This is a genomic window from Kitasatospora sp. NPDC101235 (assembly GCF_044767505.1).
Lineage (GTDB): Bacteria > Actinomycetota > Actinomycetes > Streptomycetales > Streptomycetaceae > Kitasatospora.
On the sequence record NZ_JBIWNZ010000003.1, the window covers coordinates 164,882 to 185,443 of the forward strand.

The following is a 20,562-nucleotide window of genomic DNA, read 5'->3' on the forward strand; positions in this document are numbered from 1 at the left end:
CCGGGTGCGGCGCGCGGGGGCCTAGGCCGGGTCGACGACGGGTTCCGCGGCCCGCTCCCGGGCCAGGTCGAGGACGGTCACGGGCAGCGGCGCCGCCCCGGCGAAGCGAGCGGCCCGGCGAAGCAGCCGCGCCAGCTCGTGGTCGACCAGCTCCGCGCGCTCCAGCATCACCAGGTGCCCGGCGCCCTCGGCCAGCACCAGCTCGGCGCCGGGCAGCTGCTCGGCCATCGCCTCGCTGTGCGTCGAGGGCGTCAGCAGGTCCTTCGTCCCGGCCAGCACCAGCGCGGGCAGGCCGCGCAGGGCGGCCAGTGCCTCGTACTTCTCGTGCACGCCGAACACCGGGTAGAACTCGGCGACCACGTCGATCGGGGTGGCGTCCAGCAGCTGCTCGGCGAAGCGCACCACGCCCGGGTCGACGTCCCGGCCGCCGAAGGAGAACTTCCGGTAGAAGACGGCGGCCACGTCCGAGCCCAGCCGCCTGGTCGCCTCGACCAGGTCGACCTGGCGGCCCAGCAGCTTCACCATCCCGGGCGCGACCTTCTTGAACAGCTTCGCGCCGGCCCTCGGCAGACCGAGGCTGACCTCGTCCCAGTCCCCGGCGAGGGTGCCGATCAGCGCCACACCGGCGACGCGCTCGCGGAACAGCTCCGGGTGCTGGTCGGCCAGCGCCATCACCGTCATGCCGCCCATCGAGTGGCCCACCAGCACCAGCGGCCCGGTCGGGGCGACGGCGTCGATCACCGCCTTGAGGTCGCCGCCCAGCTGGTCGATGCCGGCCGGCTCGCCCGCCAGGTACGAGCGGGAGCGCTCGGAGCGGCCGTGGCTGCGCTGGTCCCAGAAGACCAGCCGCATGCCCTCGCGCAGCGCGGCCCGCTGGAAGTGCCAGCTGTCCTGGTTGAGGCAGTAGCCGTGGCAGAACACCACGGTCAGCGGCTCGGCGCCGGTGCCGTCGCCGTCCGGCTCGCTCCAGCCGGTGCCGTCCAGCTCGACGTACAGTTCGGTGCCGTCCGGCGCGGTCACCGTCCTCGGGCGGCCGCGCAGCGAGCCGTACGGGGCGTTCGCGTCCAGCTCGGTCCGGGCCCGGCGGCGCGTCGCCCGGCCGACCGTCAGCCGCTCGATCGCGAGGCCCGCGGCCGCCCCGGCCGCCAGCACGCCGACCGAGATCCCGATCACACCCGCCCGGCTCACCCCGGAGGCGGCGCCGGCCGCCTTGGCGACCGCCGCGACCGGATTGCCCTCGGCCGGTGTGCCGGTCATGCCGACGGGCCCTCGGTGCGGCTGCCGCCCAGGTAGCGGCGGGGCACCCGGTCGCCGATCCGGGTGATGATCTCGTACGAGATGGTGCCGCAGGCGCGGGCCCAGTCCTCGGCGGTGGGCTCGCCGCGCTCGCCGTTGCCGAACAGCAGCACCTCGTCCCCGATCGCCGGGGTGTCGCCGCCGAGGTCCACCACGAACTGGTCCATGGCGACCCGGCCGGCCACCGTGCGCCACTTGCCGTCGATCTGCACCGGGCCGGTGCCGCTGGCGTGCCGCGGGATGCCGTCGCCGTAGCCGACCGGGACCAGGCCCAGGGTGGTCTCGCCCGGCGTCGTGTAGTGGTGGCCGTAGCTGACCCCGTGCCCGCCGGGGACGTGCTTGACCAGCGCCAGCCGCGCGGTCAGCGCCATCACCGGACGCAGCCCGAAGTCGGCCGGCGAGCCCACCTCGGGCACCGGCGACAGCCCGTACGCGGCCAGGCCGGTGCGGACCAGGTCGAAGTGCGACTCGGGCAGCAGCAGGGTGGCCGGGGAGTTCGCCAGGTGCCGGACCTCGGGGCGCAGCCCGGCGGCCTCGGCCGCGGCCAGCGCTGCGCGGTAGGAGTCCAGCTGGGCCTGGATCGACGGGTGGCCGGGCTCGTCCGCCGCGGCGAAGTGCGACCAGACGCCGACGACCGTCAGCAGCCCCTCCGCCTCGGCGCGGCGGGCGGCGGCCACCAGCTGCGGCCAGTCGTGCGGCTGGCAGCCGTTGCGGCCGAGGCCGGTGTCGGCTTTCAGGTGCACCCGCGCCGGGATGCCGGTCTCGCGCACGGCGGGCAGCAGCTCGTCCAGCGCCCACTGGCCGCTGACCGAGATGTCCAGGTCCGCGCGCAGCGCCTCGCGCCACGGCCCGCCCGGTGTCCACAGCCAGCACAGGATGCGGGCCTGCTCCGGGCGGATGCCCGCGGCCCGCAGCGCCAGCGCCTCGTCCGGCGTCGCACAACCGAGCCAGCCAACCCCGTTCGCGACCGCCTCCCGGGCGCACTCGACCGCGCCGTGGCCGTAGCCGTTCGCCTTGACCGCGAGCATCACCGCCGCGCTGCCGACGCGCTCGCGCAGCGTCGCGAGGTTGCCGCGCAGGGCGGCGAGATCGATGGTCGCCTCGGCCCGTACGCCGTCGGTGAGGGTGGCTGTGCCGGTCGTGTTCGCAGTTGTCATCAGGGTCAGTCTCCCAGACGTCCCGGAGTCCTCGCCGAACGGCCTGTCGGCACGGCTGCCGACGACCAGGCCGCGCACACCGCGCAGACCTGCGGCGAACCGCTCGTCGTCCCTTGCACGGACGCGTTCGACGGACCGTTCGGTTCCGTTTCCCGGCCTTCCGGACGTTCCGGGCTAGTCGGCCCGTACCGCCCGCCACACCGCCGGCAGCGCCCCGGCCACCGAGAGCGCCGTCGTCGGGGCGCCCGGCTCGCCCGCCGCCTCGCGGCCGGCCAGACCGTGCAGGTAGGCGGCCGCCGACGCGGCGTCCAACGGCGCGAGGCCCGCCGCCAGCAGGGAGCCGGCCAGCCCGGCCAGGACGTCGCCGCTGCCGGCGGTGGCCAGCCAGGAGGTGCCGGTGGGGTTCACCCGGACGGCCCCGCCCGGGTCGGCGACCACCGTGGTGGAGCCCTTCAGCAGCACCGTCGCGCGGTAGCCGGCCGCCAGCCGGCGGGCGGTGGCCAGCCGGGCGCAGGCCAGGTCGTCGGCGGCCGGCGGCGTGCCGCCCCCGGCGCCCGCGAGCAGCCGGGCGGCCTCGCCGGTGTGCGGGGTGAGCAGGGTGGGTGCGGTGCGGCCGGCCAGCGCGTCCGGGCCCAGCCGGCCCAGCTCGGTCAGCCCGTCCGCGTCCACCAGCACCGGGACGTCGCTCGCCAGCGCCTCGGTCAGCGCCTGCCGCGCCCCCTCGCCGCCGCCCGGCCCGACCACCCAGGCCTGCACCCGCCCGGCCCCGGCCGGCCCGCCCTCGGTGACCAGCGCCTCCGGGAAGCGCCGGACCACCTCCTCGGCGGCGGTGCCCACGTACCGGACGGCGCCCGCGCCGCCGTGCAGCGCCCCGGCCACCGCCAGCAGCGCCGCCCCCGGGTAGGTCGCCGAACCGGCCGCCACCCCGACCACGCCGCGCCGGTACTTGTCGCTCTCCGCGCCCGGCACCGGCAGCAGCGCCGCCACGTCCACGTGCTGGAGCGCCGTCACCTCCGCGGCGGGCAGCTCCAGCCCGATGCCGACCAGTTGCACGGCGCCCGCGTACTCGGCCCCCGGGTCCACCAGCAGCCCGGGCTTGTAGGTGCCGAAGCAGACCGTGACGTCCGCGCGCAGGGCCGCCCCCGGCACCTCGCCGGTGTCGGCGTCCACCCCGCTCGGCAGGTCCACCGCCACCACGATCCCGGACCGCCGGGCCTGCGCGTACGGCCGGGCCTCCGGGCGCAGCCCGCCCCGGCCGCCGATGCCGACGATGCCGTCCAGCACCAGGTCCGCGCGCGAGAAGTCGGCCAGGCCGACTTCCTGCTCCACCGTCACCCGCCCACCGGCGGCCCGCAGCGCGGCCAGCCCGCCCGGGTGCGCCTTCTCCGGCGCCAGCAGCACCGCCGTCACCCGCGCCCCGCGCCGGGCCAGCGCGGCCCCGGCGTACAGGGCGTCACCCCCGTTGTCCCCGCTGCCGGCGAGCACCGTCACCCGGCTGCCGTACACCCTCCCCCGGCGCCGGGTCAGCAGCCGGGCGCAGGTCGCCGCCAGTGCGGCGGCCGCCCGCTGCATCAACGTTCCCTCGGGCAGCCGCGCCATCAGCTCGCCCTCGGCGGCCCGGACGACGTCCACCCGGTGTGCATGACGCATGTCAGGGCTCCTTCAGCAGTCGACGTACCGTCGACGCTAACCCGCGCCACCGCCCCGCGGGAGCCGGGCCTGCGGCACGCTTTCGAGTGACAACCGCTTCGATCCCCCCACCGGCTTGAGTCCGTGCACCTACCTTGTGGCTCGGCACGAACCAGCAGGAGGAGGAAGGGCCGTGGACGAGGCAGGGCTCATCGAAGGGGAGATCGTCGTGACGCCGCCGCCGGACGGAGGTTCCGTTCTCCTTCGCACCCGACACGGCGCCCCTGCGGTAGGGCGCAGCCACCGCGGGGGCGCCGTTGCCGACGGGCGTGGGACTACTCGACGGTGACCGACTTCGCCAGGTTGCGCGGCTGGTCGACCTCGTGGCCCTTGGCCGTGGCCAGCTCGCAGGCGAAGACCTGGAGCGGAACGGTGGAGACCAGCGGCTGGAGCAGCACCGGGGTGACCGGGATGCGGATCAGGTGGTCGGCGTACGGGACGACCGCCTCGTCGCCCTCCTCGGCGATCACGATCGTGCGGGCGCCGCGGGCCCGGATCTCCTGGATGTTGGAGACGATCTTGTCGTGCAGGATCGACCGCCCGCGCGGCGAGGGCACGACCACCACGACCGGCAGCCCCTCCTCGATCAGCGCGATCGGGCCGTGCTTGAGCTCGCCCGCCGCGAAGCCCTCGGCGTGCATGTACGCCAGCTCCTTGAGCTTGAGCGCGCCCTCCAGGGCCACCGGGAAGCCGACGTGGCGGCCGAGGAACAGCACCGAGCGGGCGTCGGCCAGCGAGCGGGCCAGCTCGCGCACCGGCTCCATGGTCTCCAGGACCTGCTCGACCTGCTTCGGCGCGTCGCCGAGCTCCTTGATGACGGCGAAGATCTCGTCGCCCCACTTGGTGCCGCGCACCTGGCCCAGGTACAGGGCCACCAGGTAGCAGGCGACCAGCTGGGTCAGGAACGCCTTGGTGGAGGCGACCGCGACCTCCGGGCCGGCGTGGGTGTACAGCACCGCGTCCGACTCGCGCGGGATGGTGGAGCCGTTCGTGTTGCAGATCGCCAGCACCTTGGCGCCCTGCTCACGGGCGTGCCGCAGGGCCATCAGGGTGTCCATGGTCTCGCCGGACTGCGAGATGGCGATGACCAGCGTGCCCGGGCCCATGATCGGGTCGCGGTAGCGGAACTCGGAGGCGACCTCGACCTCGCAGGGAATGCGGGTCCAGTGCTCGATGGCGTACTTGGCGATCATGCCGGCGTGGAAGGCCGTGCCGCAGGCCACGATGACGACCTTGTCGACCGAGCGCAGGTCGGCGTCGGAGATCCGCAGCTCGTCCAGGGTCAGCCGGCCGTCGGTGCCGATCCGGCCGAGCAGGGTGTCGGCGACCGCCTTCGGCTGCTCGGCGATCTCCTTGAGCATGAAGTAGTCGTAGCCGCCCTTCTCGGCGGCGGAGGCGTCCCAGTCGACGTGGTACTCGCGCACGTCGGCGGGGGTGCCGTCGAAGTTGGTGACGGTCACGCCCTCCCGGCGCAGCTCGACCACCTGGTCCTGGCCCAGCTCGATCGCCTCGCGGGTGTGGGCGATGAAGGCGGCGACGTCCGAGGCGAGGAAGTTCTCGCCCTCGCCGCGGCCGACCACCAGCGGCGAGTTGCGGCGGGCACCGACGACCACGTCCGGCGCGTCCGCGTGCACGGCGACGAGGGTGAAGGCGCCCTCCAGCCGACGGCAGACCACCCGCATGGCCTCGGCGAGGTCACCCGTGTAGGCCTCGCCCAGCAGGTGGGCGACGACCTCGGTGTCGGTCTCGGACCGGAGGGTGTGGCCGCGCTCGGCGATCTCAGCGCGCAGCTGGGCGAAGTTCTCGATGATGCCGTTGTGCACCACGGCCACCCGCTGGTGGTCGTCCAGGTGGGGGTGGGCGTTGGCGTCCGTCGGGCCGCCGTGGGTGGCCCAGCGGGTGTGGCCGATGCCGGTGGTGCCGCCGGGCAGAGGGGTCTCGGCGAGCGACTTCTCCAGGTTGGCGAGCTTGCCCGCCCGCTTGTCGGTGGCCAGGGTCCACTGCCCCTCGGAGTCCTGGACCTGCACTGCGACGCCGGCCGAGTCGTAACCCCGGTACTCCAGGCGCTGCAGGCCGGCGATTACTACGTCGAGGGCTGACTGGGCGCCCACATATCCAACAATTCCGCACATGCGTGCCAGCATAAGGGCGGTTCTGCGACCGCATTCCCGCCGCGCGGGAACGCTGCGTGACCGACACCACAGCCACCGTGAACGCCGCTACGGCTCACAATGGAGCATGTGCTGACCGAACTCTGTACGCGGGGCGCCGCCACGCCCGGCCCGTCGCCGTCCCCCTACGTGGACCTCAGCCGGGCCGAGTGGAGCGCGCTGCGCGAGCGTACGCCGCTGCCGCTGAGCGCCGAGGAGGTGGAGCGGCTGCGCGGCCTCGGTACCGCCCTCGACCTGGACGAGGTCCGCGACGTCTACCTGCCGCTGTCGCGCCTGCTGAACCTGTACATCCACGCCACGCACGAGCTGCGCGGCGCGCTGGGCACCTTCCTGGACACCCCGGACACCGAGCGCACCCGCACCCCGTTCATCATCGGCGTGGCCGGCTCCGTCGCCGTCGGCAAGTCCACCACCGCCCGCCTGCTCCAGGCGCTGCTCGCCCGCTGGCCCGAGCACCCGCGGGTCGAACTGGTCACCACCGACGGCTTCCTGCTGCCCAACGCGGAGCTGCGCCGCCGCGGCCTGATGGCCCGCAAGGGCTTCCCCGAGTCGTACGACCGCCGGGCGCTGATGCGCTTCGTCGCGGACGTGAAGGCGGGCAAGGAGCGGGTCAGCGCACCGGTCTACTCGCACCTGGTGTACGACATCGTGCCGGACAAGCGGCTGACCGTGGAGCGCCCGGACATCCTGATCGTCGAGGGCCTGAACGTGCTCCAGCCGGCCCTGCCCGGCACCGACGGCCGCACCCGCCTCGCGGTGGCCGACTACTTCGACTTCTCGATCTACGTCGACGCCCGGACCGACGACATCGAGCACTGGTACCTGGACCGCTTCCGCAAGCTGCGGCAGACCGCCTTCCAGGACCCGAACTCCTACTTCCGCCGCTTCACCGAGGTGCCGGAGGAGGAGGCGATGGAGTACGGCCGGCAGGTCTGGCGCACCATCAACAAGCCCAACCTGCTGGAGAACGTGCTGCCGACCCGCGGCCGGGCCACCCTGGTCCTCCAGAAGGGCCCGGACCACAAGGTCCGCCGGGCGCTGCTGCGCAAGCTCTGAGCGCACGTCGAAGGGCCCCCACGGTACGCGGGGGCCCTTCGCCGTGTCCGGGGCTCAGCCCAGGTGGGTGCGCACCGCCTCGGCCAGCCGCTGGGCGACCGTCTCGGCCTGCGCCGGGTCGGCGGCCTCGACCATCACCCGGACCAGCGGCTCGGTGCCCGACGGGCGCAGCAGCACCCGGCCGGTGGAGCCCAGCTCGGCCTCGGCCGCGGCGACCGCGGCGGCCAGCTCGGTGCTGGTCCTCACCCGGGACTTGTCGACGCCCTTGACGTTGATCAGCACCTGCGGCAGCCGGGTCATCACGGCGGCCAGGTCGGCCAGCGGCTGCTTGGTGGCGGCCAGCCGGGCGCCCAGCATCAGGCCGGTCAGGGTGCCGTCACCGGTGGTGGCGTGGTCCAGCAGGATCACGTGGCCGGACTGCTCGCCGCCCAGCGCGAAGCCGTGCTCCTTCATCGCCTCCAGCACGTAGCGGTCGCCGACGGCGGTCTCCACCAGCTCGACGCCCTCGCGCTCCATCGCCAGCTTGAAGCCGAGGTTGGACATCACGGTGGCCACCACGGTGTTGCGGCGCAGGGTGCCGGCCTCCTTCATGGCGACCGCGAGGATGGCGATGATCTGGTCGCCGTCCACCTCGTTGCCCTCGGCGTCGGCGGCCAGGCAGCGGTCGGCGTCGCCGTCCAGGGCGATGCCCAGGTCCGCCCGGTGCTCCTTCATCGCCACGCGCAGCCGGTCCAGGTGGGTGGAGCCGACGCCGTCGTTGATGTTGAGGCCGGTGGGCTCGGCCCCCAGGGTGTGGACCACCTCGGCACCGGCCCGGGCGAAGGCCTCGGGGGCGACGTAGGCGGCCGCGCCGTGGGCGCCGTCGATGACGACCTTGATGCCGTCCAGGCGGTTGGGCAGCACGCCGATCAGGTGGGCGACGTACCTGTCGAAGCCCTCGGTGTACTCGCGCACCCGGCCGACGGCCGCGCCGGTCGGACGGTTCCAGTCCTCGTCGCCGAGCGTGTGCTTGCGGTAGTGGGCCTCGATCGCGTCCTCGATCCGGTCGTCCAGCTTGTGGCCGCCGCGGGCGAGGAACTTGATGCCGTTGTCCGGCATGGCGTTGTGGCTGGCGGACAGCATCACGCCGAAGTCGGCGCCGAGCGCGCCGGTGAGGTACGCCACGGCCGGGGTGGGCAGGACGCCGACCCGCAGGACGTCGACGCCGGCACTCGCCAGACCGGCGATGACGGCGGCCTCCAGGAACTCGCCCGAGGCACGCGGGTCACGGCCGACCACCGCGACCGGCCGGTGGCCGTCGAAGGCTCCGGCCTCGCCGAGCACATGGGCCGCCGCGACCGACAGGCCGAGCGCCAGCTCCGCCGTCAGGCCCTCGTTGGCCACCCCGCGTACGCCGTCCGTACCGAAGAGTCGTCCCACTGTCCCGTCCTCCATCACCACTGCTCGGAACCCAACCGATGATCCCGGCCGCCGCACCATGGCCGGGGAACACGTCGCCCCGGAGTACACGGGGTACTCCGGGGCGACGGTTTCGCGCAACCAGGGGGTGCGCCGCCAGGGCGGACCGCACCCCCGGGGAGGCGATTAGCGCTTGCTGTACTGCGGCGCCTTGCGGGCCTTCTTCAGACCGGCCTTCTTGCGCTCGACGGCGCGGGCGTCACGGGTCAGGAAGCCGGCCTTCTTCAGCGCGCCGCGGTTGTTGTCCACGTCGGCCTCGTTCAGGGCACGGGCGACGCCGAGGCGCAGCGCGTAGGCCTGGCCGGAGACGCCGCCACCGCTGATGCGGGCGACGACGTCGTAACGGCCGTCCAGCTCCAGGAGCTTGAAGGGCTCGTTCACGGTCTGCTGGTGCACCTTGTTGGGGAAGTAGCCCTCAAGGGTGCGACCGTTGATCTTCCACTGGCCGGTGCCGGGGACGATGCGCACGCGGGCGATCGCCTCCTTGCGGCGGCCAAGGCCGGCGCCCGGGACGGCCTCGCCGAAGCGGCCGGCCAGGGACTCGGAGGTGTAGCTCTCCTCGGAGGTGTACTCGCCCTCGACGACGGTCTCGTCGAAGTCGACCTCAAGGGTTTCAGTGGTCTCGGCCACGGTGTTCCTCAGCTCTTTTCAGTGTTGGGGGGCTTGGTGGCCGAATTACTGCGCGACCTGGGTGATCTCGAACGGCACCGGCTGCTGGGCAGCGTGCGGGTGCTGGTCGCCCGAGTAGACCTTCAGCTTCGAGAGCATCTGGCGGCCCAGGCTGTTCTTGGGGATCATGCCCTTGATGGCCTTCTCGACGGCCTTCTCCGGGTTCTTGTCCAGGAGGTCGTCGTAGCGCACCGAGCGCAGACCGCCCGGGAAGCCCGAGTGGCGGTAGGCCAGCTTCTGGGTCTTCTTGTTACCGGACAGGTGCACCTTGTCGGCGTTGATGATGATGACGAAGTCACCAGTGTCAACGTGCGGCGCGTAGATCGCCTTGTGCTTGCCCCGGAGGAGGTTGGCGGCCTGGGAAGCCAGGCGGCCCAGCACGACGTCGGTCGCGTCGATGACGTGCCACTGACGCTGGACGTCGCCGGGCTTGGGGCTGTACGTACGCACGGTCGTAGCCTTCGCTTTTCAGTGAGTGAGTCCTGACAGGAGCACCCGGACGGAAGAGCAGCCTGGCCATCCTTGGACGCAATTCAAGGGGGACCGCTGGTCGACGACCTGATGTCTCCGGCGTACCGACCTCTCACGTGAGATAGAGCGAGCCAATACGCACATCAAGCGTCCAGGTTACCGGCACGGCCGGGACGGGTCAAAAATCGCCTGGACCCGTCCCCGCCGGAGGCGCGGCCGTCACTCAGCGTTCGCGCTCCACCCGGGTCACGTCCCAGACCGGCTCCGACGACTCGTACACCCGGCCGTCCGCGCCGAACACCAGGAAGCGGTCGAAGGTCTTGGCGAACCAGCGGTCGTGGGTGACGCACAGCACGGTGCCGTCGAAGGCCTCCAGGCCGGCCTGCAGGGCCTCGGCGCTCTCCAGGTCCAGGTTGTCGGTCGGCTCGTCGAGCAACAGGGCCGTCACGCCGGAGAGTTCGAGCTTGAGGATCATCAGCCGGGCCTGCTGCCCGCCGGACAGCGACTCGAACTTCTGCTCCTCCTGACGGTCCAGCTCGTACCGGCGAAGCGCCCCCATCGCGGCGCCGCGGCTGAGCGCGTGCTCCTCCTCGACGATCGACCGCACGGTGCGGCCGAACAGCTCCGGGTGGGCGTGGGTCTGCCGGAAGTGGCCGGGGACGACCCGGGCGCCGAGCTTCCACTCGCCGCTGTGCGCGACCGTCCCGTCACCGGCCAGCAGCCGCAGGAGATGTGACTTGCCGGCGCCGTTGGCGCCCAGCACCGCGACCCGCTCGCCGTAGAAGACCTCCAGGTCGAAGGGCTGCATCAGGCCGGTGAGCTCCAGCTGCTCCATGGTGAAGGCGCGCACGCCGGTGCGACCGCCCTTGAGCCGCATGGTGATGGACTGCTCGCGCGGCGGCGCCTCCGGCGGGCCGGCGTCCTCGAACTTCTTCAGCCGGGTCTGCGCGGCGGAGTAGCGGGAGGCCATGTCGTGGCTGACGGAGGCGGCCTGACGCAGGGTGACGACCAGCTTCTTGAGCTTGGCGTGCTCCTCGTCCCAGCGGCGGCGCAGCTCCTCGAAGCGCTCGAAGCGGGCCTTGCGGGCCTCGTGGAAGGTGTCGAAGCCGCCGCCGTGCACCCAGACGCTGCTGCCGGCCGCGCCGGACTCGACACTGATGATCTTGTCGGCGGTCTTGGAGAGCAGCTCGCGGTCGTGCGAGATGAACAGGACCGTCTTCTGGGTGGCCTTGATGGCCTCCTCCAGCCAGCGCTTCGCCGGGACGTCCAGGTAGTTGTCGGGCTCGTCGAGCAGGAGCACCTCCTCCGGGCCGCGCAGCAGCGCCTCCAGGACGAGCCGCTTCTGCTCGCCGCCGGAGAGGGTGTTCAGACCGCGCCACTGGGCCTTGTCGAAGGGCATGCCGAGGGCCGCCATGGTGCAGACGTCCCAGTCGGTCTCGTAGTCGTAACCGCCGACGTCGGCCCAGTCGGAGAGCGCCTGGGCATAGGCCATCTGCGTCTTCTCGTCGTCCTGGGCGATCATCGCCAGCTCGGCGGCGTCCACCGCGCGGGCCGCCCTGGCGATCCGCTCCGGGGCGACCGACACCAGCAGGTCGCGCACCGAGGCGTCGGCCGGCAGGGCACCGGGGGTGGACTGCTGGTCCTCGCGGCCGGTGGTGCCGACGAACTGGCGCATCACGCCGAGCCCGCCGCTGATCGTCACCGAGCCGCCGTGCGGCTGGATGTCCCCCGCGATCATCCGCAGCAGGGTGGTCTTGCCGGCCCCGTTGGCACCGACCAGGGCGACCGCGGCGCCCTCGCCGACCCGGAAGGACGCGTCGTCGAACAGCACCCGCCCGTCCGGCAGGTAGTACTCCAGGTGCGAAATCTCGACGTGTCCCATGCGGACGATTCTCGCAAGCCGACGCCTCCGGCCAAAACGGATTATCCGGGAGCGGGCTGCCCGGGCAGGGTGCGCATCCGCCGGGCCAGCCGGTTGCGCTCGGCCAGCTGGTCGTCCGGCGGGTAGCCGACCTCCTCCAGCGTGAGCCCGTACGGCCGGATCACGTTGACGGCGGAGTTGCGCACCCCGCCGGCCAGCACCTCGCCGGGGAACTCCACCGGCCGGTGCCCGTCACCGACCAGCAGCATCGCGCCGACCAGCGCCCGGACCATGTTGTGGCAGAAGGCGTCGGCCCGGACGGTGGCGACCGCGAGCGAGCCCTCCTGGGCGGCGTAGGAGTCCACCGGGACGCGGTCCCAGTGCAGCTCCAGCAGGGTGCGGATGGTGGTGGCGCCCTCGCGCTTCTTGCAGTACGCGGCGAAGTCGTGCTCGCCGAGCAGCAGTTGCGCGGCCGCGTTCATCCTGTCGATGTCCAGCGGCCGGTCGTGCCAGAGCACGTGGCCGCGCAGCAGCGGGTCCACCCCGCCGGGGTGGTCGGCGACCCGGTAGGCGTACCGGCGCCAGATCGCCGAGAAGCGGGCGTCGAACCCGGGCGGTGCCTCGCCGACCCGGTAGATCCGGACGTCCCCGGGGAGCCGGCCGGCCAGCCGGCGCAGCAGCTTCTCCCGGTGCGCCGCCCACAGCTCGGCCGGCAGGTCGACGTGGGCGACCTGGCCGCGGGCGTGCACCCCGGCGTCGGTGCGGCCGGCCACGGTCAGCGGGAACAGCTCCGGGCTGCGGGTGACGATCTGGAGCGCGCTCTCGATCTCCTCCTGGACCGTCCGGCGGCCGCCCTTCTGGCGGGCCCAGCCGGAGAACTCGGCGCCCTGGTAGGCGAGGTCCAGCCGGACCCGGACGTACCCGTCGGCCGGGCCGTCCTTCACCGGCGGCTGCTCGGCGCAATCGTTGACCACTGCTTCTCGACTCCCGGACTGCTCTGATCGGCCACTGGACGGGAACGGGCCCGCTCCCCCATCGCTGGGGAAGCGGGCCCGCGAACACCTGGAGGTGTCAGGCCTGCTCGGCCTCGGCAGCCTCGTCGGCCTTGGTGTCGTCAGCCTTGGGGGCCTCGACCTTGGCCTCCTCGGCCTCCTTGACGGCGCGCTTGGTGGCGGCCTCGGCCTCGCCGACGGCGGTCTGCGCGACGGTCAGCGCCTCGACCAGCTCGATCACGGCCATCGGGGCGTTGTCGCCACGACGGGGACCGATCTTGGTGATGCGGGTGTAGCCACCCGGGCGGTTCTCGTAGCGCGGCGCGATCTCGGTGAAGAGGGTGTGCAGCACGGCGACGTCGGTGATCGTCTTGCGCACCAGGCGACGGTTGTGGATGTCGCCCTTCTTCGCCTTGGTGATCAGCTTCTCCGCCAGCGGGCGCAGGCGGCGGGCCTTGGCCTCGGTGGTGGTGATGCGGCCGTACTGGAACAGCTCACGGGCCAGACCGGCGAGCAGCAGCGGCTCGTGGTGCGGGCCACCGCCCAGGCGGGCACCCTTGGTGGGACGCGGCATGGAATTACTCCTTGAATCTCCGACTGCGGCCGTACCAGGTACCGCAGCGGGCGTACGGGCACTGTGCCCGTACGGCTTTCACGACGACGGGGGCGGCTCCGTGGAACCGCCCCCGCGGCCAAATCTCTTAGTACTGCTCGGTCTCGGCGAAGTGCGAGTCGTCGAGGTCGTCGGCGCCGAAGGCGTCGGCGGCAGCGGTCGGGTCGAACCCGGGCGGGCTGTCCTTGAGGGCCAGGCCCATGCCGGCCAGCTTCGCCTTGACCTCGTCGATCGACTTCGCGCCGAAGTTGCGGATGTCGAGCAGGTCCGCCTCGGAGCGGGCGACGAGCTCACCCACGGTGTGGATGCCCTCGCGCTTGAGGCAGTTGTAGGAGCGGACGGTGAGCTCCAGCTCCTCGATCGGCAGCGCCAGGTCGGCGGCCAGGGCGGCGTCCGTCGGGGACGGGCCCATGTCGATGCCCTCGGCGTCGATGTTCAGCTCGCGGGCGAGGCCGAACAGCTCCACCAGGGTCTTGCCGGCCGAGGCCATGGCGTCGCGCGGACGCATGGCGGGCTTGGTCTCGACGTCGACGATCAGCTTGTCGAAGTCGGTCCGCTGCTCGACACGGGTGGCCTCGACCTTGTAGGTGACCTTCAGCACCGGGCTGTAGATCGAGTCGACCGGGATGCGGCCGATCTCCTGGCCGGAGGCCTTGTTCTGGACGGCGGAGACGTAGCCGCGACCGCGCTCGACGGTCAGCTCCATCTCCAGCTTGCCCTTGCCGTTCAGGGTGGCGAGGACCAGCTCGGGGTTGTGCACCTCGACACCCGCCGGCGGGGCGATGTCGGCGGCGGTGACGACACCCGGGCCCTGCTTGCGCAGGTACATCACGACCGGCTCGTCGTGCTCCGAGGAGACGACCAGCTGCTTGATGTTGAGGATGAGGTCGGTCACGTCCTCCTTGACGCCCGGCACGGTGGTGAACTCGTGCAGGACGCCGTCGATGCGGATGCTGGTGACAGCGGCACCCGGGATCGACGACAGGAGCGTGCGGCGCAGGGAGTTGCCGAGGGTGTAGCCGAAGCCCGGCTCCAGCGGCTCGATCACGAACCGCGAGCGGAACTCGTCGACGACCTCTTCGGTCAGCGAGGGACGCTGAGCGATGAGCATGTTTCGATCCTCCAGTCTCCGGCGCCCACTATTTGACGCCGAACGAATGGCCATGAGGCGGTGGCCTCACGCCAAGCGTACGGGCTCCCGAAGACAGTTTCGCAATCAACTGTGTGGGAGCCCGTACGAGGTTTAAAGCAGAACCCAGCGTGCCCGAAGGCGCTGCGTCAGACGCGGCGGCGCTTCGGCGGACGGCAGCCGTTGTGCGGGGTGGGGGTGACGTCCTGGATCGAGCCGACCTCCAGGCCGGTGGCCTGGAGCGAACGGATCGCGGTCTCGCGGCCGGAGCCCGGACCCTTCACGAAGACGTCAACCTTGCGCATGCCGTGCTCCTGCGCGCGACGGGCAGCGGCCTCGGCGGCCATCTGCGCGGCGAACGGGGTGGACTTGCGCGAGCCCTTGAAGCCGACGTGGCCGGCGGAGGCCCAGGAGATCACGTTGCCGGACGGGTCCGTGATCGAAACGATGGTGTTGTTGAACGTGCTCTTGATGTGCGCGTGGCCGTGAGCGACGTTCTTCTTTTCCTTGCGGCGGATCTTCTTCGCGCCGGCAGCCTGACGACCCTTGGGGGGCATAAGTCTGTTCTCCTACTGAGGTGGTCGGTCCGCTGACCCGCGGGCCGGAGGGATGTCCGGTTACGGGACGGACTACTTCTTGCCCGGCTTCTTCTTGCCGGCGATCGCGCGACGCGGGCCCTTGCGGGTACGCGCGTTGGTGTGGGTGCGCTGACCGCGGACCGGCAGGCCACGGCGGTGACGCAGACCCTCGTAGCAGCCGATCTCGACCTTGCGGCGGATGTCGGCGGCCACCTCACGGCGGAGGTCACCCTCGACCGTGTAGTTGGCGTCGATGTACTGGCTCAGCTTGACCAGGTCGTCCTCGGAGATGTCGCGAACGCGGACATCCGGGTTGACACCGGTCTCGGCGAGGGTCTGCTGGGCGCGGGTACGGCCGATGCCGTACACGTAGGTGAGGGCGATCTCGATCCGCTTCTCACGGGGGAGATCAACGCCGGCGAGGCGTGCCATTCAAGGCTCCTGTGGTTCTTCAGAGGTCTTGCGTGCTACCTACTCCGACACCTCACGGTGAGGGAGCCCCGGCCTCTGACCGGGGGCGGCAGTCCGTTCCTCGCGGATCGGATCGGGTAGCCCGCTCATGACGTTTTCGCGTCGCGCGAAGTACTACGAGAAATGCTGGGGAGAGATCAGCCCTGGCGCTGCTTGTGGCGCAGGTTGTCGCAGATCACCATGACCCGGCCGTGGCGGCGGATCACCTTGCACTTGTCGCAGATCTTCTTGACGCTCGGCTTGACCTTCATGTTTCAGGTTCTCCGGGTCTAGATCTGACGTTCTTACTTGTAGCGGTAGACGATCCGCCCGCGCGTGAGGTCGTAGGGGCTGAGCTCCACGACGACCCGGTCGTCCGGCAGGATGCGGATGTAGTGCATGCGCATCTTGCCACTGATGTGCGCGAGGACCTTGTGACCGTTCTGCAGCTCGACCTTGAACATCGCGTTCGGAAGAGACTCGATCACGGTGCCCTCGATCTCAATGGCGCCTTGCTTCTTAGCCATGAACTGCGAGATCCACCTTCCGGGACCGGCTACCGTATGCGGAACGCTCGTGCGAACCTGGGTTCACCCCGCCCCCGAGGGGAAGAGGGCGTGCTGGAGCACGCTACGAGTGAGCCGACGGTCCATCCTACGCCAGCGCGTGCGATGGACCAAAACGGGGCCCCTGAAAGCGGTCGCCGTCACACCTGCTACGTCAGACCCCGGTGGTGACCGACAGCGGCTCGACGTGCGCGGTGCAGGCCGAGCAGCGGCGGGCGGCCTGGGGGATCTCGGTCAGGCACTCGGGGCAGGGGCGCTTCGGCGCCTTCGGCTTCTTCGGCATGTAGCGCGCGGTCGCCTTGGTGATCGGCAGCACCACGCAGAAGTACAGCACCGCGGCGGTCATGAAGAACGCGATCAGCACGTTGAGGAACTGCCCGTACGGGAAGGTCACTCCGGCGATGTGCGCCTTGTACGAGCTGAAGTCGCCGGCCGCGCCGACCACCACACCCACCAGCGGGGTGAGGAAGGCGGACACGAAACCGGTCACCACCGCGGTGAACGCGGCACCGATGACCACACCGACCGCCATGTCGACGACGTTGCCGCGCATCATGAAGTCGCGGAATCCCTTGAGCACGTGCTCTCTCCTGCATCGCTCGTAAACCAGTCAGGCCGCAGCAGACCACTGCCAGCGGATAAAAATAGGACAAAAGCCCTGGAGGTCCAAACCTCCAGGGCTTTGATCCCTTGTCAGCAGCGGCAGTCGGGTGCCGCCACGACTACGCGAGGGGGTCCGGAGCTGCGGTGATACCCAGCTTGGCCAGTTCCGCCTTGCCGCCGTCGAAGGCCGTCAGCACCAGCGGGCCCTGCTCGGTGACGGCCACCGAGTGCTCCCAGTGCGAGGCCCAGGTGCCGTCGTTGGTGACGACCGTCCACTCGTCGTCCAGCACGGTGGTGTGCGGGGTGCCGAGCGAGACCATCGGCTCGATCGCCAGCACGGTGCCGGGGACCAGCTTCGGGCCCTTGCCGCGGCCGCGCTCGACGTAGTTCAGCACGTGCGGCTCCATGTGCATCGCGGTGCCGATGCCGTGGCCGCCGTAGCCCTCGGTGATGCCCCACTTGCCCTTCGGCGGCAGCGGCTGGCGGCGGATGTAGCCCTCGATCGCCTTGGAGACGTCCACCAGGCGGTTGTTCTTCTTCATCTGGGCGATGCCGGCCCACATCGAGCCCTCGGTGACGTGGCTCAGCATCTCGACCTCCGGACGGACCTCGCCGACCGCCACGGTGATGGCCGAGTCGCCGTGCCAGCCGTCCAGGATGGCGCCGCAGTCGATCGAGATGACGTCGCCCTCCTGGAGCACCCGCTCGCCCGGGATGCCGTGCACGACCTCGTTGTTCACCGACGCGCAGATCACGCCCGGGAACCAGAGCCCGCCATGGTGGGCGCGGAAGTTCGAGGTGGCACCGTGGCCGGTGATGACCTTGTCCGCGATGTCGTTGAGCTCCTGGGTGGTCACCCCGGGGACGACCGCCTCGCGGCAGGCCTTCAGGGCCTCGGCGACGACCAGCCCGGCCGCTCGCATCTTCGCGATCTGCTCGGGGGTCTTGATCTCCACCATCTGGTCACGCCTTCCAAGTCCGGATTACCACTGGTACCACCGTACGACGCCGAAACGGCCGGGCCTCCCGCGCTGGGCGGGCGACCCGGCCGTACCGTCGTACGTTCGCCGAGAGACTCAGCTGTCCTGCTTCAGCGCCTCGATCGAGCGGGCGGTGACCTCGTCCACCTTGCCGAGGGCCGAGATGGTCGCCACCAGGCCCTGCTGGACGTAGTAGTCGATGATCGGCTCGGTCTCCGTGTGGTAGACCTCCAGGCGCGTGCGCACCTTGTCCTCGGTGTCGTCCGAGCGCTGGTACAGCTCGCCGCCGCACTCGTCGCAGACGCCCTCGGCCTTCGGCGGGTTGTAGTCCACGTGGAAGACGTGGCCACCGTCGTTGCGGCACAGGCGGCGGCCGGCGATCCGGCGGACGACCTCGTCCTCGGGGACCTCCAGGTCCAGCACGCCGTCCAGCGTGATGCCCTGCTCGGCGAGGAACTCGTCCAGCGCCTTGGCCTGCCCGAGGTTGCGGGGGAAGCCGTCGAGCAGGAAGCCGTTGGCGGCGTCCTCCTGGAGCATCCGGTCCTTGGCCATCCCGATGGTGACCTCGTCCGGCACCAGGTGTCCCGCGTCCATGTAGCTCTTGGCCTCGAGCCCCAACGGGGTGCCCTGGCTGATGTTCGCACGGAACAGGTCGCCGGTGGAGATGTGGGGAATGGACAGGGTCTTGGCGAGCAGGTGCGCCTGAGTACCCTTCCCGGCCCCGGGAGGACCAACGAGGACGATACGCATCAGCGGAGGAACCCTTCGTAATTGCGCTGCTGGAGCTGGCTCTCGATCTGCTTCACAGTTTCGAGTCCGACGCCGACGACGATGAGCACGCTGGTGCCGCCGAACGGGAAGTTGGTCTGCTGTCCGAAGGCGACCAGGGCGATCATCGGGATCAACGCGATCAGGCCCAGGTAGAGCGAACCCGGCCACGTGATTCGGGTCAGCACGTAGTTCAGGTACTCGGCCGTCGGTCGGCCGGCCCGGATACCCGGGATGAACCCACCATACTTCTTCATGTTGTCGGCAACTTCTTCGGGGTTGAAGGAGATGGCGACGTAGAAGAAGGCGAAGAAGACGATCAGCAGGAAGTAGGTGGCCATGTAGATCGGGTGGTCACCCTTGACGAAGTTCGTCCGGATCCACGTGGCCCAGCCCGCTTGGCTGTTGGTCAGCTGGACCACCAGGGCGGGGATGTACAGCAGCGAGGAGGCGAAGATGACCGGGATCACACCGGCCTGGTTCACCTTGAGCGGGATGTAGGTCGAGGTCCCGCCGAACGCCCGGCGGCCGATCATCCGCTTCGCGTACTGGACCGGGATCCGGCGCTGGGCCTGCTCGACGAAGATGACCAGCATCACGACGATGATGCCGACCGCGACCACCGAGAGGAACTCGACCCAGCCGCCGCCGATGGTGCCGGTGGTCTTGATGTTCCACATGGAGGACGGGAACTGCGCCGCGATCGAGGTGAAGATCAGCAGCGACATGCCGTTGCCGATGCCGCGGTCGGTGATCAGCTCACCGAGCCACATGATGACCGTGGTGCCGGCGGTCATGGTGAGCACCATGACGGCGACCCGGAACACACCGGTGTCCGGGACGATCTCGTTGGCCAGCGGGCAGCCCGAGAACAGCGCGCCGCTGGAGGCCGTCGCCACGATGCCGGTGCCCTGGAGCACCGCCAGCGCGATGGTCAGGTAGCGGGTGTACTGGGTGATCTTCGCCTGGCCGGCCTGCCCCTCCTTCTTCAGCATCTCCAGTCGCGGGATCACGACGGTGAGGAGCTGGAGGATGATGCTCGCCGTGATGTACGGCATGATGCCGAGGGCGAAGATCGTCAGCTGGAGGAGCGCGCCACCGCTGAACAGGTTGACGAGTCCGAAGAGGCCGCTGTTCTTGGTCTCCTTCACGCACTCGTTCACGGCCGTGAAGCTCACGCCCGGGATCGGGATGTGCGAGCCCAGCCGGAACAGCACCATGATGCCCAGCGTGAACAGCAGCTTCTTGCGCAGGTCGGGCGTCTGGAACGCCCGCGCGAACGCACTGAGCACGGTGCCTCCTGCGCCTCCCGCGCGTCGTCGGCGGGAGGGTCGGTCCTGAATGGGGAGTTTGCGGTTCGGGCTCCCGTACAGACGGCACAGGCGAGCCTACGCGCAGCCTACAAGGGAACTCCACGGACTCTAACAGTGCGCAGCCACTCGGAAGAAGCGCGTACCGCCGCTCCCCCACTCATGGGGTACGGGATGCCCGGGTTTGCCACACAAAAGAACGAGCGCCGTCCGGCCGGATGTCCCCGGGAACGGCGCGAGCCCCGCACCTCCCGAAGGAGGTGCGGGGCTCGTACGACGGAGTCAGCGGGCTCAGACGAGCTCGGTGACCGTACCGCCGGCGGCCTTGATCTTCTCGGCGGCCGAACCGGAGACGGCGTCCACCGTCACCTGGAGGGCGACCGAGACCTCGCCGGTGCCGAGCACCTTGACGAGCGAGTTCTTGCGAACCGCGCCCTTGGCGACCAGGTCCTCGACCGTGACCTCGCCACCCTGCGGGTAGAGCTCGGCCAGCTTGTCGAGGTTGACGACCTGGAAGGTGATCTTGAACGGGTTCTTGAAACCCTTCAGCTTCGGCAGGCGCATGTGGAGCGGCATCTGGCCACCCTCGAAGCGCTGCGGAACCTGGTAGCGGGCCTTGGTGCCCTTGGTACCACGACCAGCGGTCTTACCCTTGGAGCCCTCACCACGACCCACGCGGATCTTGTCGGTCTTGGCACCCGGGGCGGGACGCAGGTTGTGGATCTTGATCGGGTTGTCGCCCATG

The 20,562-nt window shown here is 70.8% G+C and carries 21 protein-coding genes; 1 reads left to right on the forward strand and 20 read right to left on the reverse strand.

What is annotated here, in order from left to right; genetic code table 11:
- Window positions 1-21: 21 nt before the first annotated feature.
- From ACIRRH_RS06825 to glmS, 4 genes are all read right to left on the reverse strand, one after another.
- Window positions 22-1,257, reverse strand: a complete 1,236-nt coding sequence (locus ACIRRH_RS06825) for an alpha/beta fold hydrolase (protein WP_403062791.1) — start codon at window positions 1,255-1,257, stop codon at window positions 22-24.
- On the reverse strand, window positions 1,254-2,453 hold the full coding sequence (gene alr, locus ACIRRH_RS06830; protein WP_403062794.1) for an alanine racemase: 1,200 nt from the start codon (window positions 2,451-2,453) through the stop codon (window positions 1,254-1,256). The genes ACIRRH_RS06825 and alr overlap by 4 nt, the downstream gene beginning before the upstream one ends.
- Window positions 2,454-2,627: 174 nt before the next feature.
- Window positions 2,628-4,103, reverse strand: coding sequence for an NAD(P)H-hydrate dehydratase (locus ACIRRH_RS06835; protein ID WP_403062797.1), 1,476 nt, complete (start codon window positions 4,101-4,103; stop codon window positions 2,628-2,630).
- 314 nt (window positions 4,104-4,417) lie between these two features.
- Window positions 4,418-6,274, reverse strand: a complete 1,857-nt coding sequence (glmS, locus tag ACIRRH_RS06840; RefSeq protein ID WP_224273943.1) for a glutamine--fructose-6-phosphate transaminase (isomerizing) — start codon at window positions 6,272-6,274, stop codon at window positions 4,418-4,420.
- A 99-nt stretch (window positions 6,275-6,373) separates the two neighbouring features.
- Between glmS and coaA the strand changes: the two genes are divergently transcribed.
- Entirely contained in the window at window positions 6,374-7,369 is a 996-nt protein-coding gene (gene coaA, locus ACIRRH_RS06845; RefSeq protein ID WP_403062801.1) for a type I pantothenate kinase, read from the forward strand.
- Between the two features lie 54 nt (window positions 7,370-7,423).
- On the opposite strand, the gene glmM is transcribed toward coaA, so the two are convergent.
- The 16 genes from glmM to rplO all read right to left on the reverse strand — a co-directional run bounded on the left by glmM (window position 7,424) and on the right by rplO (window position 20,561).
- Complete coding sequence (gene glmM, locus ACIRRH_RS06850) at window positions 7,424-8,788, reverse strand: phosphoglucosamine mutase (RefSeq protein ID WP_403062804.1); 1,365 nt, start codon at window positions 8,786-8,788, stop codon at window positions 7,424-7,426.
- 165 nt (window positions 8,789-8,953) lie between these two features.
- On the reverse strand, window positions 8,954-9,457 hold the full coding sequence (gene rpsI / locus ACIRRH_RS06855) for a 30S ribosomal protein S9 (protein WP_224273932.1): 504 nt from the start codon (window positions 9,455-9,457) through the stop codon (window positions 8,954-8,956).
- 45 nt (window positions 9,458-9,502) lie between these two features.
- Window positions 9,503-9,946, reverse strand: a complete 444-nt coding sequence (rplM, locus tag ACIRRH_RS06860) for a 50S ribosomal protein L13 (RefSeq protein ID WP_035848207.1) — start codon at window positions 9,944-9,946, stop codon at window positions 9,503-9,505.
- A gap of 244 nt (window positions 9,947-10,190) precedes the next feature.
- The gene (locus ACIRRH_RS06865; protein ID WP_403062808.1) at window positions 10,191-11,849 is read right to left on the reverse strand and encodes an ABC-F family ATP-binding cassette domain-containing protein; all 1,659 of its coding nucleotides are present in this window, start codon (window positions 11,847-11,849) and stop codon (window positions 10,191-10,193) included.
- A 41-nt stretch (window positions 11,850-11,890) separates the two neighbouring features.
- Window positions 11,891-12,802, reverse strand: coding sequence for a tRNA pseudouridine(38-40) synthase TruA (truA, locus tag ACIRRH_RS06870; protein ID WP_403062811.1), 912 nt, complete (start codon window positions 12,800-12,802; stop codon window positions 11,891-11,893).
- A 97-nt stretch (window positions 12,803-12,899) separates the two neighbouring features.
- Window positions 12,900-13,394 carry a 50S ribosomal protein L17 gene (rplQ, locus tag ACIRRH_RS06875; RefSeq protein WP_403062814.1) on the reverse strand — a complete coding sequence of 165 codons (495 nt, stop codon included), beginning with the start codon at window positions 13,392-13,394 and terminating at the stop codon, window positions 12,900-12,902.
- Between the two features lie 127 nt (window positions 13,395-13,521).
- On the reverse strand, window positions 13,522-14,544 hold the full coding sequence (locus ACIRRH_RS06880; protein WP_049649049.1) for a DNA-directed RNA polymerase subunit alpha: 1,023 nt from the start codon (window positions 14,542-14,544) through the stop codon (window positions 13,522-13,524).
- Between the two features lie 167 nt (window positions 14,545-14,711).
- A complete protein-coding gene (rpsK, locus tag ACIRRH_RS06885) occupies window positions 14,712-15,119 on the reverse strand; it encodes a 30S ribosomal protein S11 (RefSeq protein WP_014136257.1) in 408 nt (135 codons plus the stop codon).
- A gap of 72 nt (window positions 15,120-15,191) precedes the next feature.
- The gene (gene rpsM / locus ACIRRH_RS06890; protein ID WP_188306769.1) at window positions 15,192-15,572 is read right to left on the reverse strand and encodes a 30S ribosomal protein S13; all 381 of its coding nucleotides are present in this window, start codon (window positions 15,570-15,572) and stop codon (window positions 15,192-15,194) included.
- Window positions 15,573-15,748: 176 nt separating this feature from the next.
- Window positions 15,749-15,862 carry a 50S ribosomal protein L36 gene (gene rpmJ / locus ACIRRH_RS06895; protein WP_003956441.1) on the reverse strand — a complete coding sequence of 38 codons (114 nt, stop codon included), beginning with the start codon at window positions 15,860-15,862 and terminating at the stop codon, window positions 15,749-15,751.
- Window positions 15,863-15,895: 33 nt separating this feature from the next.
- A complete protein-coding gene (infA, locus tag ACIRRH_RS06900; RefSeq protein WP_003956442.1) occupies window positions 15,896-16,117 on the reverse strand; it encodes a translation initiation factor IF-1 in 222 nt (73 codons plus the stop codon).
- Window positions 16,118-16,310: 193 nt separating this feature from the next.
- The gene (mscL, locus tag ACIRRH_RS06905) at window positions 16,311-16,736 is read right to left on the reverse strand and encodes a large conductance mechanosensitive channel protein MscL (RefSeq protein ID WP_403062817.1); all 426 of its coding nucleotides are present in this window, start codon (window positions 16,734-16,736) and stop codon (window positions 16,311-16,313) included.
- Window positions 16,737-16,878: 142 nt separating this feature from the next.
- Window positions 16,879-17,718 carry a type I methionyl aminopeptidase gene (gene map, locus ACIRRH_RS06910; RefSeq protein WP_403062820.1) on the reverse strand — a complete coding sequence of 280 codons (840 nt, stop codon included), beginning with the start codon at window positions 17,716-17,718 and terminating at the stop codon, window positions 16,879-16,881.
- 117 nt (window positions 17,719-17,835) lie between these two features.
- Window positions 17,836-18,489: an adenylate kinase gene (locus tag ACIRRH_RS06915; protein WP_403062823.1), complete on the reverse strand. Its 654-nt coding sequence runs from the start codon at window positions 18,487-18,489 to the stop codon at window positions 17,836-17,838.
- Complete coding sequence (gene secY, locus ACIRRH_RS06920) at window positions 18,489-19,799, reverse strand: preprotein translocase subunit SecY (protein WP_403062826.1); 1,311 nt, start codon at window positions 19,797-19,799, stop codon at window positions 18,489-18,491. Before secY ends, ACIRRH_RS06915 begins: the two co-directional genes overlap by 1 nt.
- Before the next feature lie 309 nt (window positions 19,800-20,108).
- Window positions 20,109-20,561 (reverse strand): 50S ribosomal protein L15, encoded by a 453-nt coding sequence (gene rplO, locus ACIRRH_RS06925; RefSeq protein WP_030280790.1) that lies wholly within the window; start codon window positions 20,559-20,561, stop codon window positions 20,109-20,111.
- Window position 20,562 lies beyond the last annotated feature (1 nt).